Source organism: Actinosynnema mirum DSM 43827, from assembly GCF_000023245.1.
Lineage (GTDB): Bacteria > Actinomycetota > Actinomycetes > Mycobacteriales > Pseudonocardiaceae > Actinosynnema > Actinosynnema mirum.
The window spans coordinates 3,027,029-3,041,141 of sequence record NC_013093.1; the positions used below are offsets into that span (position 1 = coordinate 3,027,029).

The following is a 14,113-nucleotide window of genomic DNA, read 5'->3' on the forward strand; positions in this document are numbered from 1 at the left end:
GGGTGGAACACCGATGGCGAACGACGACAGGCTCCGCGACTACCTCAAGCGGGCCACCACCGACCTCCAGCAGGCGAGGCGGCGGGTGCGCGAGCTGGAGGACCGCGACCGGGAGCCCATCGCGATCGTGTCGATGGCCTGCCGCTACCCCGGCGGGGTCCGCTCGCCCGAGGACCTGTGGGACCTCGTCGCGAACGGCGTCGACGCGATCTCCGGGTTCCCGGTCGACCGGGGCTGGGACGTGGAGGGCATCTACGACCCGGAGCCGGGCAAGCCGGGCAAGACCTGCACCCGCGAGGGCGGCTTCCTGCACGACGCCGCCGAGTTCGACCCGCTGTTCTTCGGGATGAGCCCGCGCGACGCCGTCGAGACCGACCCGCAGCAGCGCCTGCTGCTGGAGACCACCTGGGAGGCGTTCGAGCGCGCGGGCATCGACCCGGCCACGCTCAAGGGCACCGCCACCGGCGTGTTCACCGGCGTCATGCACCACGACTACCCGGACAGCACCACCTCCGGCAGCGTCGTGTCCGGCCGCGTCGCCTACACCTTCGGCCTCGAAGGCCCCGCCGTCACCATCGACACCGCCTGCTCCTCGTCGTCGGTGGCCGTGCACCTGGCCGCGCGGGCGCTGCGGTCGGGGGAGTGCTCGCTGGCGCTCGCGGGCGGCGTCGCGGTGATGGCCACGCCGCAGCTGTTCGTGGAGTTCTCCAAGCAGCGCGCGCTGTCCCCCGAGGGCCGCTGCCGCTCGTTCGGCCAGGGCGCGAACGGCGCCGCCTGGTCCGAGGGCGCGGGCGTGCTCGTGCTGGAGCGGCTCTCGGACGCGCGCCGCAACGGGCACCCGGTGCTGGCGCTGGTGCGCGGCTCCGCGATCAACCAGGACGGCGCGTCCAACGGGCTCACCGCGCCCAACGGCCCGGCGCAGCAGCGGGTCATCCGCGCCGCGCTGGCCGACGCCGAGCTGTCCGCCGCGCAGGTCGACCTGGTGGAGGCGCACGGCACCGGCACGGTCCTGGGCGACCCGATCGAGGCGCAGGCGCTCATCGCCACCTACGGGCAGGACCGCGTCGAGCCGCTGTGGCTGGGCTCGGTCAAGTCCAACATCGGCCACCCCCAGGCCGCCGCGGGCATCGCCGGCCTGATCAAGGTCGTCATGGCGGTGCGGCACGGCCTCATGCCGCGCACCCTGCACGCCGAGGAGCGCACCGACCAGGTCGACTGGAGCGCGGGCGCGGTGGAGCTGCTCACGCAGGCCCGGCCGTGGCCGGAGACCGGCGGGCGCCCGCGCCGCGCGGGCGTGTCCTCGTTCGGCATCAGCGGCACCAACGCGCACACCATCGTCGAGCAGGCCCCCGATCCCGAGCCGGTGGAGGAGAGCGCCGACCCGACGCGGTTCCCGGTGCGGTTGTGGCCGGTGTCCGGGCGCGGCGCGACCGACCTCGCCGCGCAGGCCGACCGGCTCGCCTCGTTCGTCGCCGAGGGCGACGCGGACGGGCTGGACCTGGCGCTGTCCCTGGGGACCACGCGCGCCGCGCTGGAGCACCGGGCCGTCGTGGTCGGCTCGACCCGCGAGGACCTCGTGGCCGGGTTGCGCTCGATCGCCGCCGGGGTGCCGCTGCCGTCCGTGGAGTCCGGGGTCGCGAGCAGCGGGCTGTCCGCGTTCCTGTTCACCGGGCAGGGTTCCCAGCGGGTGGGGATGGGGCGCGGGCTGCGCGAGGCGTTCCCGGTGTTCCGGGAGTCCTTCGACGCCGCGTGCGCGCTGTTCGACCCGCTGCTGGACCGGCCGCTGGCCGAGGTCGTGCTGGGTGACGACCAGGAGTTGTTGGACCGCACGGGGTACAGCCAGCCGGCGATCTTCGCGTTCGAGGTGGCGCTCTACCGGTTGCTGGAGTCCTGGGGCGTGAAGCCGGACTTCCTGGCCGGGCACTCGGTCGGCGAGATCGCCGCCGCGCACGTCGCGGGCGTGTTCTCGCTGGAGGACGCGTGCAGGCTCGTCGCCGCGCGCGGGAAGCTGATGCAGGCGCTGCCGACCGGTGGCGCGATGCTCGCCGTCGAGGCGACGGAGGGGGAAGTCCTCCCCCTGCTCGACGAGCGGGTCAGCGTCGCCGCCGTCAACGGGCCCACGTCCGTCGTCGTCTCCGGCGCCGAGGAGTCGGTCGACCGGATCGCCGCCGCCCTGGAAGGCCGCCGCACCAAGCGGTTGCGCGTCTCGCACGCGTTCCACTCGCCGCTCATGGAGCCGATGCTGGAGGAGTTCCGCGCGGTGGCGGCCGACCTGGCCTACCACGCGCCGAGCATCCCGCTGGTGTCCACGGTGACCGGCGAGTCCGCCACCGCCGGCGACCTCGACTCGGCCGACTACTGGGTGCGGCACGTCCGCGCCGCCGTGCGCTTCCACGCCGGGGTCGTGTTCCTGGAGTCCCGCGGTGTCACCCGGTTCCTGGAGGTCGGCCCGGACGGCGTGCTCACCGGCATGGCCCGCGCCTTCCTCAACCCGGAGACCACCGCGCTCGCCGCCACCCAGCGCCGCGACCGCGAGGAGGTCGCCGCGTTCGCCGCCGCCGTCGCGCGGGCGCACGCCCACGGCCACGCCGTCGACTGGACCGCCGCGCACCCCGGTGGCGCGCGCGTCGACCTGCCCACCCACGTCTTCCAGGCGCAGCGCTACTGGCTGGAGCCCACCGAGGGGACCACCGCCCCCGTCGAGCGCGCGGACGAGGAGTTCTGGCGCGCCGTCGACAACGCGGAGCTGGCCGAGCTGCTCGGGGCCGACCCCGACGACGTCGACCGCGTCCTGCCCGCGCTGGCCGGGTGGCGGGCGCGCGGCAACGAGCGCGCCGTCGCCGACTCGTGGCGCTACCGCGTGACGTGGCGGCCGGTGAACCAGCCGCCCGCGCTGCGCCTGTCCGGGGTCTGGCTGCTCGTCGCCCCCGAGGGCGACCCGCTGGCCGCCTCCGCCGCCGAGCGGCTCACCGCGCGCGGCGCGTCCGCCGTGCTGCTCGACCCGGCCGACCACGACCGGGCCGCGCTCGCCGACGAGCTGCGCGGGGCCGAGGTCGAGGGCGTGCTGGCGCTCGTCGCGCTGGACGACACCCCGCACGCCGAGCACCCCACGATCAGCGACGGCGTCGAGCGCGTCGTCACCCTGGTGCAGGCGCTCGGCGACGCGGGCGTCACCGCCCCCACCTGGCTGCTCACCAGGGGCGCGGTCGCCGTCGACCCGTTCGAGGAGCTGGCCTCCACCGCCCAGTCCGCCGTCTGGGGCCTGGCCGGGGCGCTGGGCCTCGACCACCCGCTCACCTGGGGCGGCGTCGTGGACCTGCCCGCCGAGGTGGACAGCGCCGCGCTCGACCGCCTGGTCGACGTGCTCGCCCACCGGGTCGAGGACCAGGTCGCGCTGCGCCCGGCGGGCGTGCTGGCCCGCAGGCTGGTCCGCGCCCCGCTCACCGCCGCCCCGGCCCGCGACTGGGCCCCGCGCGGCCCGGTCCTGATCACCGGCGGCACCGGCGGCGTCGGCGCGCACGTGGCGCGCTGGCTGGTCGAGCGCGGCGCGGGCCACCTCGTGCTGGCCAGCCGCCGCGGCCTGGACGCGCCCGGCGCGCGGGAGCTCAAGGCCGAGCTGGAGGCCGCGGGCGCCACCACCACCGTCGTGGCCTGCGACGTGGCCGACCGCGCCGACGTCGCAGCCTTGGTCGACGCGCTGCCCGAGGGCCCGCTCAGCGTGGTGCACGCGGCGGGCGCCCTGCCCGACGAGGCGCACCTGGGCGACACCCCGCTCGCCGACTTCGTGGCCACCGGCCGCGCCAAGGTCGCGGGCGCCCACCACCTCGACGAGCTGCTCGACGGCCGCGAGCTGGACGCGTTCGTGCTGTTCTCCTCCGGCGCGGCCGTGTGGGGCTCGGCGGGCCAGTCCGGCTACGCGGCGGCCAACGCCCGCCTCGACGCCCTCGCCCACCGCCGCCACCACCGGGGCGCGCCGGTCACCTCGATCGCCTGGGGCACCTGGGGCGGCGGCGGCATGGTCGACGAGGAGGCCCTCGGCGAGGCGCTGCGCCTGCACGGCATCCCGCCCATGGACCCGCGCCTGGCCACGGCCGCCCTCGGCCGCGCCCTGGACCACGACGAGCACCACCTGGTCGTCGCCGACCTCGACTGGTCGCGCTTCGCCCCCACCTACTCCGCCGCCAGGCCCCGGCCGCTGCTGCACGCGCTGCCCGAGGTCCGCGAGATCCTCGCGCTGGACGGCGGGACCGAGCCGACCCCGGCGGGGTCCGAACTGGCCGGACGGCTGGCCGCGCTGCCCGAGTCCGAGCAGCACCGCGCACTGGCGGACCTCGTCAGAACCCACGTGGCCGCCGTCCTCGCCTACCCGGACCCCTCCGGGGTCGATCCAGGCCGGGCGTTCAAGGACCTCGGCTTCGACTCGCTGACCGCCGTCGAGCTGCGCGACCGGCTCGGCGCGGCGACCGGGGTGCGGCTGCCCGCGACCCTGGTGTTCGACCACCCCACGCCGGTCTCGCTGGCCGCGTTCCTGCGCGCCGAGCTGGTCGGCGCGCGCGACGCCGACGAGGTCGAGACCGCGCCCGCCCCGGTGGACGACGACCCCATCGCGATCGTGTCGATGGCCTGCCGCTACCCCGGCGACGTCCGCACCCCCGAGCAGCTGTGGGACCTCGTCGCGAACGGCGTGGACGCGATCTCCCCGTTCCCGACCGACCGGGGCTGGGACTCGGCCGCGCTCTACGACGCCGACCCCGACCGGCCCGGCACCAGCTACGTCCACGAGGGCGGGTTCGTGCACGACGCGGGCTCGTTCGACGCCGCGTTCTTCGGCGTGTCCCCGCGCGAGGCCCTGGCCATGGACCCGCAGCAGCGGGTGCTGCTGGAGCTGACCTGGGAGGCCGTCGAGCGCGCCGGGGTGGACCCGAGGTCGTTGCGCGGCAAGCGGGTCGGCGTGTTCGCGGGCACCGGCGGCCAGGACTACGCGGACCTGCTCGACCACGCGCCCGAGGAGGTGGAGGCGTTCCTGGCCACCGCGACCTCGGCCGCCGTGCTCTCCGGCCGGGTCTCCTACGCCTTCGGCTTCGAGGGCCCCTCGGTGTCGGTGGACACCGCCTGCTCCTCGTCGCTGGTCGCGATCCACCTGGCGTCGCAGGCGCTGCGGTCCGGCGAGTGCTCGCTGGCGCTCGCGGGCGGTGTGCTGGTGATGGCCACCCCGACCCCGTTCATCGCGTTCTCCCGCCAGCGCGGCCTGGCCCCGGACGGGCGCTGCAAGCCGTTCTCCGACAGCGCGGACGGCACCGGCTGGTCCGAGGGCGCGGGCGTGCTCGTCCTGGAGCGGCTCTCGGACGCGCGCCGCAACGGGCACCCGGTGCTGGCGCTGGTGCGCGGCACGGCGGTCAACCAGGACGGCGCGTCCAACGGCCTGACCGCCCCCAACGGCCCCGCGCAGCAGCGGGTCATCCGCAGCGCGCTCGCGGCGGCCGGGCTCACCCCCGCCGACGTGGACGCGGTGGAGGGCCACGGCACCGGCACCTCGCTCGGCGACCCGATCGAGGCGCAGGCCGTCCTCAAGACCTACGGGCAGGACCGGGACGAGCCGCTGTGGCTGGGCTCGATCAAGTCCAACATCGGGCACGCGCAGGCCGCGTCCGGCGTCGCGGGCGTCATCAAGTCCGTGCTGGCGCTGCGCAACGGCGTGCTGCCCCGCACCCTGCACATCACCGAGCCGTCCACGCACGTGGACTGGACCGAGGGCAACGTCCGGCTGCTGGCCGAGGCGCGGCCGTGGCCCGCCCGCGAGAGGCCGCGCCGCATCGGCGTGTCCTCGTTCGGCGTCAGCGGCACCAACGCGCACACCATCCTGGAGGAGGCGCCCGCCGCCGAGGCCGCGCCCGCCGAGCCGGTCCGGGTGCGCACCGACGTGGTGGCGTGGCCGATCAGCGCCCGCGGCGAGGACGCGCTGGCCGCGCAGGCCGCGCGGCTGGTCGCGGACGTGGCCGACCTGGCGCCCGCCGACGTCGCGCTGTCGCTGGGCGGCACGCGCGCCGCGCTGGAGCAGCGGGCCGTGGTCGTCGGCGCGAGCGCCGAGGAGCTGCTGGCCGGGGCGCGCGCCGTCGCGTCCGGGCAGGCCGCGCCGAACGCGGTGACCGGCAGCGCCGGGTCCGGGCTGACCGCGTTCCTGTTCACCGGGCAGGGCTCGCAGCGCCTGGGCATGGGGCGCGGGCTGCGGGAGGCGTTCCCGGTGTTCCGGGAGGTCTTCGACGCGGTGTGCGAGCTGGTCGACCGGGAGCTGGACCGGCCGCTGGCCGAGGTGGTCTTCGGCGAGGACCGGGAGCTGCTGGACCGCACCGGGTACAGCCAGCCCGCGATCTTCGCGTTCGAGGTGGCGCTGTACCGGCTGCTGGAGTCGTGGGGCGTGCGCGCCGACCACCTGAGCGGGCACTCGATCGGCGAGATCGCGGCGGCGCACGTGGCCGGGGTGTTCTCGCTGGAGGACGCGTGCAGGCTGGTCGCCGCGCGCGGCCGGTTGATGCAGGCGCTCCCGACCGGTGGCGCGATGCTCGCGGTCGAGGCCACCGAGGAGGAGGTGCTGCCGCTGCTGACCGACCGGGTCGGCATCGCCTCGGTCAACAGCCTCACCTCGCTCGTCGTCTCCGGCGCCGAGGACGCGGTCGGCCAGATCGCCGCCGCGCTGGACGGCAGGCGCACCAAGCGGTTGCGCGTCTCGCACGCCTTCCACTCGCCGCTCATGGAGCCGATGCTGGACGAGTTCCGCGCCGTCGTGGCCGGGATCGCGTTCAGCGCGCCCACCACCCCGGTGGTGTCGAACCTCGCCGCGCCGGGTGACCTCAACGGGTCGGCCGACCTGACCGACCCCGAGCACTGGGTGCTGCACGTCCGCGAGGCCGTGCGGTTCCACGACGGCGTCACCGCGCTCACCGAGCGGGGTGTGACCCGGTTCCTGGAGATCGGCCCGGACGGCGTGCTCACCGGCCTGGTCGGCGGCGCGGGCGCGATCGCCGCGCAGCGCCGCGACCGGGACGAGGTCGTCACCCTCACCACCGCCGTGGGCAGGGTGTTCGCCCTCGGCGGCGACGTGGACTGGACCGCGGTCCACGCCGGGCGCGGCGCCCGCCGCGTCGACCTGCCCACCTACGCCTTCCAGCGCGAGCGCTACTGGATCGACGCCCCCGAGCAGGCGCCCGTCGCCGTCGCCGACGACCGGGACGCGCGGTTCTGGGCCGCCGTCGAGTCCGGCGGGCTCGACTCGCTGGCCCGCGACCTCGCGGTGGACGCCACCGCGCTGGGCGAGGTGCTGCCCGCGCTGTCGGCCTGGCGCGGGAAGATCCGCGACGAGTCCACCGTGGACTCCTGGCGCTACCGGGTGGAGTGGCGCTCGCTCGCCGAGGACGTCCCGGCGGTCGAGGGCACCTGGCTGCTGGTCGGCCCGGACGACGAGCGGGTCGACGCCGTCGCGGACGCGCTCGACGCGCGCGGCGCGCGGGTGGTCCAGATCGACGTCGCCGAGGCCGACCGGGCGCGCGTCGCGGACCGGGTGCGCGCCGCCCTCGGCGGTCAGACGCCGGACGGCGTGCTCTCCCTGCTGGGCCTGGACGAGCGCCCGCACCCGCTGTCGCCCTCGCTCTCGCTGGGCGTCGCCGCCTCGGTGACCCTGGTGCAGGGCCTGGACGACGCGGGCGTCACCGCGCCGGTCTGGTTCGGCACCTCCGGCGCCGTCGCCGTCGACCGGTTCGACCGGCCCGGCGGGCTGCGCCAGACCGCGCTGTGGGGCGTCGGCACCGTGCTGGGCCTCGACCGGCCGCGCACCTGGGGCGGCGTCGTGGACCTGCCCGCCGAGCTGGACCAGCTCACCGACGCGCGGGTGCTCGACCGGCTCGCGGGCGTGCTCTCCGGCGCGGGGGAGGACCAGGTCGCGGTGCGCCGCTCCGGGGTCTTCGGCCGCCGCCTGGTGCGCGCCCCCGGCGGGGAGACCACCGACCAGTGGGCCCCGCGCGGCACGGTCCTGGTCACCGGCGGCACCGGCGGCGTCGGCGCGCACCTGGCGCGCTGGCTGGTGGAGACCGGCGCGCGGCGGGTCGTGCTGGCCAGCCGTCGCGGCCCGGACGCGCCCGGCGCGGCCGAGCTGCGCGCCGAGCTGGGCGGCGCGGTGGAGGTCGTCGCCTGCGACGTGGCCGACCGCGACGACGTGGCCGCGCTGGTGAAGTCCCTGCCGGACCTCACCTCCGTGTTCCACGCGGCGGGCGTGCTGCGCGAGGAGTCCGGTGTGGACGACGCGTCGATCGCCGACCTCGCCGACCTCGCGCACGCCAAGGTCGTGGGCGCCCTGAACCTGGACGAGCTGCTCGCGGACCACGAGCTGGACGCGTTCGTGGTCTTCTCCTCCGGCGCCGCGATCTGGGGCTCCGGCGGCCAGATCGGGTACGCCGCAGCGAACGCCGTGGTGGACGGCGTCGTCCGGCGCCGCAGGGCGCGCGGCCTCACCGGCACCTCGGTCGCCTGGGGCTCCTGGGGCGGCGGCGGCATGGCCTCCTCCGGCCACGCCGAGACCCTGCTCTCCCGCCTGGGCCTGGGCCTGATGGACCCGCTGCTGGCCGTGTCCGCCCTGCAGGGCGCGCTCGACCGCGACGAGGCCCACCTGGTCGTCACCGACATGGACTGGGCCAAGTTCGCCCCCGCCTACGCCCTGGCGCGCCCCCGCCCGCTCCTCGACACCGTCCCCGAGGCGCGCGCCGCGCTCACCCCGGACGAGAGCGCCACCGCATCGACCTCGGCCGACCCGAGCGAGATCACCGCCAAGCTCGCCGAGCTGACCGAGGCCGACCAGCTCACCCTGCTGCTCGACCTGGTGCGGGCCAAGGTCGCCCTGGTCCTCGGGCACGCCGACGCCGAGTCGGTGCGCCCCGAGCGGTCCTTCAGCGAATCCGGGTTCGACTCGCTCACCGCCGTCGAGCTGCGCGACGCGCTCGCGGGCGAGACCGGGCTCAAGCTGCCCGCGACCCTGGTGTTCGACCACCCCAACCCCATCGCCCTCGCCGAGCAGCTGCGCGGCGAGCTCGCCCCCACCGCCGGGAACCCGGTGCTCGACGGCGTCGCCCGCCTGGAGGCCGCGTTCGCCGACGGCGTGGACGAGCTGGTGCGCGCCGAGGCCGTCGAGCGGCTGCGCGCGCTGATCACCCCCGCCGGGCAGGCCGACGACGTGGCCGGGCTGATCGAGGACGGCAGCGACGACGACCTGTTCCGCTTCATCGACAACAAGCTCGGCAACTCGTGAACGGTGGTTCGATGTCCTCCAACGAAGTCAAGCTCCGCGAGTACCTGCGCCGCGTCACCTCCGAGCTGCACGACACCGACCAGCGGTTGCGCGAGCTGCAGGACCGGGCGAGCGAGCCCATCGCCGTCGTCGGCATGGGCTGCCGCTACCCCGGTGGCGCGAACTCCCCCGAGCAGCTGTGGGAGCTGCTGCGCGGGGGCGTCGACGCCACCTCCGACATGCCGGGCGACCGGGGCTGGGACGTCGACGGGCTCTACCACCCCGAACCCGGCAACCCCGGCAGCATCTACGTGCGGCGCGGCGGGTTCCTGCACGACGCGCCGCTGTTCGACCCCGGCTTCTTCGGCATCAGCCCGCGCGAGGCCGCCGAGATGGACCCGCAGCAGCGGGTGCTGCTGGAGACCGCGTGGGAGGCGCTGGAGGACGCGGGCATCGACCCGGCCGGTCTCAAGGGCAGCAGGACTGCCGTCTACGCCGGTGTGGTCTACCACGACTACCCCAACAGCTTCGGCTCCGGCAGCCTGGTGTCCGGCCGGGTCGCCTACCACCTGGGCCTCGAGGGGCCCGCGCTGACGATCGACACCGGCTGCTCCTCGTCGCTGGTCGCGATCCACCTGGCCTGCCAGGCGCTGCGCTCCGGGCAGACGCCGCTCGCGCTCGCGGGTGGCGCCACGGTCATCTCCACCACCGACACGTTCGTCGAGTTCTCCCGCCAGCGCGCGCTCGCCGCCGACGGCCGCTGCAAGTCGTTCTCCGCCGCCGCCGACGGCGCAGGCTGGTCCGAGGGCTCGGGCGTGGTCGTGCTGGAGCGGCTGTCCGACGCGCTGCGCAACGGGCACGAGGTGCTGGCCGTGGTGCGCGGCAGCGCGGTCAACCAGGACGGCGCGTCCAACGGCATCACCGCCCCCAACGGGCCCTCGCAGCGCCGGGTCATCCACGCGGCCCTCGCGGACGCGCGGCTGTCCGCGCGCGAGGTCGACGCGGTGGAGGCGCACGGCACCGGCACCCGCCTGGGCGACCCGATCGAGGCGCAGGCGCTGCTCGCGACCTACGGGCAGGACCGCGAGGAGCCGCTGCTGCTGGGCTCGCTCAAGTCCAACATCGGCCACAGCCAGGCGGCGGCGGGCGTCGGCGGCGTGATCAAGGCCGTGCTGTCGATGCGCCACGGCGTCCTGCCGCGCACCCTGCACGTCGACGCGCCCTCGCCCGAGGTCGACTGGACCGAGGGCTCCGTCGCGCTGCTCACCGAGGAGACCACCTGGCCGCAGACCGGTCGGCCGCGCCGGGTCGGGGTGTCCTCGTTCGGGATCAGCGGCACCAACGCGCACCTCGTGCTGGAGCAGGCCCCCGAGGTCGCTGCCGAGACCGCTGAAGCCGAGATCCCCGCCGCCTCCCCGGTGGTGCCGTGGGTGCTGTCCGGCCGCACCGCCGACGCCCTGCAGGCGCAGGCCGCCCGGCTGCGCGACCACCTCGCCACCCGCGAGGTCGGTTCGCCGCGCGACGTCGCCTGGTCGCTGGCCACCACCCGCACCGCCTTCGAGCGCCGCGCCGTCGTCCTGGGCGCGGACCGCGCCGAGCTGGAGGCCGGGGTCGCCGCGCTCGCCGAGGGCCTGCCGTCCCCGTCCCTGGTCACCGGCGCCGCCGACGTGGTCGGCAAAATCGTGTTCGCCTACCCCGGCCAGGGCTCCCAGTGGGAGGGCATGGCCGCCGAGCTGCTCGACACCTCGCCGGTGTTCGCCGCGAGGATGGCCGAGTGCGCCGAGGCCCTGTCGGCGTTCCTGGACTGGGACCTGATCGCGGCCGTGCGCGGCGGCGAGGGCGCCCCGTCGCTGGAGCGCGGCGACGTCGTGCAGCCCGCGCTGTGGGCGGTCCTGGTGTCGCTGACCGCGCTGTGGGAGCACCACGGCGTGCGGCCGGACGCGGTCGTCGGCCACTCGCAGGGCGAGATCGCGGCGGCCGTCGTCGGCGGCCACCTGTCGCTGCTCGACGGCGCGCGCGTGGTCGCCCTGCGCGGCATCGCGATCCGGGAGAGCCTGGCCGGTCGCGGCGGGATGCTCTCGATCGGGCTGCCGCTGGCCGAGGTCGAGCCGTACCTGGAGGCCATGGACGGCAGGCTGTCCCTCGGCGCGGTCAACGGCGCCGCCTCCACCGTCGTCTCCGGCGACCTCGACGCGCTCGCCGAGCTGACCGCGGTCCTGGAGGAGCGGGACGTGCGGGCCCGGCGGGTCAACATCGACTACGCCTCGCACTCCGCGCAGGTCGTCGAGGTCGAGCAGCGGATGCTGGCCGACCTCGCCCCGATCAGCCCCCGCGCGGGCGCGATCCCGATGCTGTCCACGGTCACCGGCGAGTTCGTCGCCGACGGCCAGCTCGACGCCCGCTACTGGTACTCGAACCTGCGCTCCCCGGTGCTGTTCGCCCCGGCCGTGCAGGCGCTCGCCGAGTCGGGGCACGCGGTGTTCGTGGAGGTCAGCCCGCACCCGGTGATCGCGCCGAGCATCGGCGAGACCCTGGACGCCCGCGAGCAGCCCACCGTCGTCTCCGGCACGCTGCGCCGCGACGAGGGCGGCCTGGCCCGCTTCACCCGCTCCCTGGCGGAGCTGCACGTGCGCGGCGGCGTCCGCCCGGACTTCGCCGCGCTGCTGCCCGGCGCGCGCCCGGTCCGGCTGCCCACCTACGCGTTCCGGCACGCCCACTACTGGCTGACCGACGCCCCGGCCGCCGAGGCCGACCCGGCCTCCGCCGCGCTGTGGGCCGCGCTGGAGACCGGCGGCGTCGACTCGCTGGCGCGCGAGCTGTCCGTGGACGAGGCCGCGCTGGGCGCGGTGCTGCCCGCGCTGTCCGCGTGGCGCGACGGGTTCCGCGAGCGGTCCACCGTGGACTCCTGGCGCTACCGGGTCGAGTGGCGGGCCGTCGACCAGCCGGTCCCGCCGGTGGCCACCGGCTCCTGGCTGCTGGTGGTGCCCGAGTCGCTGCGCGAGGACAAGCGGGTCATCGCCGTCGTGGACGGCCTGACCACGCGCGGCGCGGACGTGCTGCCGGTGCGGGTGGACGGCCTGGACCGGGCCGCCGCCGCCGACCTCGTGCGCTCCGCCGTCGCGGGCGGCCTGCCCGAGGGCGTGCTGTCCCTGCTGGGCCTGGACGACCGGCCGCACCCGCTGTTCCCGTCGCTCTCGCGCGGCGTCGCCGCCTCGGTCCCGCTGGTGCAGGGCCTGGACGACGCGGGCGTCACCGCGCCGCTGTGGTTCGCCACCTCGCGCGCCGTCGGCGCCGGGCTGGAGGAGCCCGCCGACCCGCGCCAGAGCGCCCTGTGGGGCATCGGCACCGTCATGGGCCTCGACCGGCCGCAGACCTGGGGCGGCGTCGTGGACCTGCCCGCCGACGTGGACGACCTCGTGGTGGAACGCCTGGTCGGCGCGCTCTCCGGCGCCGAGGACCAGGTCGCGGTGCGCCCGGCGGGCACCCTCGCCCGCCGCCTGGTGCGCGCCCCCGGCGGCGCGGTGGCGGCCAAGTGGGCCCCGCGCGGCACGGTCCTGGTCACCGGCGGCACCGGCGGCGTCGGCGCGCACCTGGCGCGCTGGCTGGTGGAGACCGGCGCGGAGCACGTGGTGCTGGCCAGCCGCCGCGGCCCGGACGCGCCCGGCGCGGCCGAGCTGTGCGCGGAGCTGGACGGCAAGGTGGAGGTCGTGGCGCTCGACGTCGCCGACCGGCACGCCGTCGCCGCGCTCGTCGCCTCGCTGCCCGACCTCACCTCCGTCTTCCACGCGGCGGGCGCGATGCGCCGCGAGTCCGGCGTCGACGACGCCTCGGTGGCCGAGCTGGCGGAGCTGGCCGACGCCAAGGTCCTCGGCGCGCTGCACCTGGACGAGCTGCTGGCCGATCGCGAGCTGGACGCGTTCGTCGTGTTCTCCTCCGGCGCGGCCGTCTGGGGCTCCGGCGGCCAGATCGGTTACGCCGCAGCGAACTCCGTCGTCGACGGCGTCGTCCGCAGCCGCCGCGCGCGCGGCCTCACCGGCACCTCCATCGCCTGGGGCACCTGGGGCGGCGGCGGCATGTCCTCCGGCGAGACCGGCGACCACCTGGCCCGCATGGGCCTGGGCTCCATGGACCCCGCGCTGGCCCTGTCCGCCCTGCAGGGCGTGCTGGACCGCGACGAGGCCCACCTGGTCGTCACCGACATGGACTGGGCCCGCTTCGCCCCCGCCTACGCGCTGTCCCGCCCCCGGCCGCTCATCGAGGCCATCCCCGAGGTCAGGGCCGCGCTCGACCCCGTGGACGAGCCCGGCGAGAGCACCGGCTCGGACCTCGCGGCCAGGCTCGCCCCGCTGCCGGACGGCGAGCGCCGCGCCCTGCTGCTCGACCTGGTCCGCTCGCACGTGGCCGCCACCCTCGGCTACGCCACCACCGACGAGGTCCAGCCCACCAGGGCGTTCAAGGACCTCGGCTTCGACTCGGTCACCGCCGTCGAGCTGCGCGACGTGATCGGCTCCGCCACCGGCGTCCGGCTCACCGCGACCGCCGTGTTCGACCACCCGACCCCCGCCGCGCTCGTGGAGCTGCTGCACGGCGAGCTGGTCGACGAGGGCGAGCGCCCCGTCGGCTCGGTGCTGGCCGAGCTGGACCGGCTGGAGATCGCCGCGTCCGGCCTCGCGCCGGAGGAGATCGAGGCCGGTCACCTCACCACCCGGTTGCGCGCCCTGCTCACCAGGCTCGACCAGGCCGTCGCGGGCGGTGGGCCCGCCGTGGCCGACCAGCTCGAAGCGGCCTCCGCCGACGACATCTTCGACTTCATCGACAACGAGCTCGGCATGGCCTGATTCG

The 14,113-nt window shown here is 76.4% G+C and carries 2 protein-coding genes; both read left to right on the forward strand.

The genetic code is table 11. The features are described from left to right. Positions 1-13: 13 nt before the first annotated feature. Positions 14-9,292 carry a type I polyketide synthase gene (locus AMIR_RS13410; protein ID WP_015801506.1) on the forward strand — a complete coding sequence of 3,093 codons (9,279 nt, stop codon included), beginning with the start codon at positions 14-16 and terminating at the stop codon, positions 9,290-9,292. Beyond that, positions 9,289-14,109, forward strand: coding sequence for a type I polyketide synthase (locus tag AMIR_RS13415; protein WP_425358870.1), 4,821 nt, complete (start codon positions 9,289-9,291; stop codon positions 14,107-14,109). The genes AMIR_RS13410 and AMIR_RS13415 overlap by 4 nt, the downstream gene beginning before the upstream one ends. The last annotated feature ends 4 nt before the right edge of the window (positions 14,110-14,113 follow it).

Bases quoted from the DNA above. Each gene is read 5' to 3' on its own strand.
- AMIR_RS13410 (WP_015801506.1), top strand. From the start codon at position 14: ATGGCGAACGACGACAGGCTCCGCGACTACCTCAAGCGGGCCACCACC.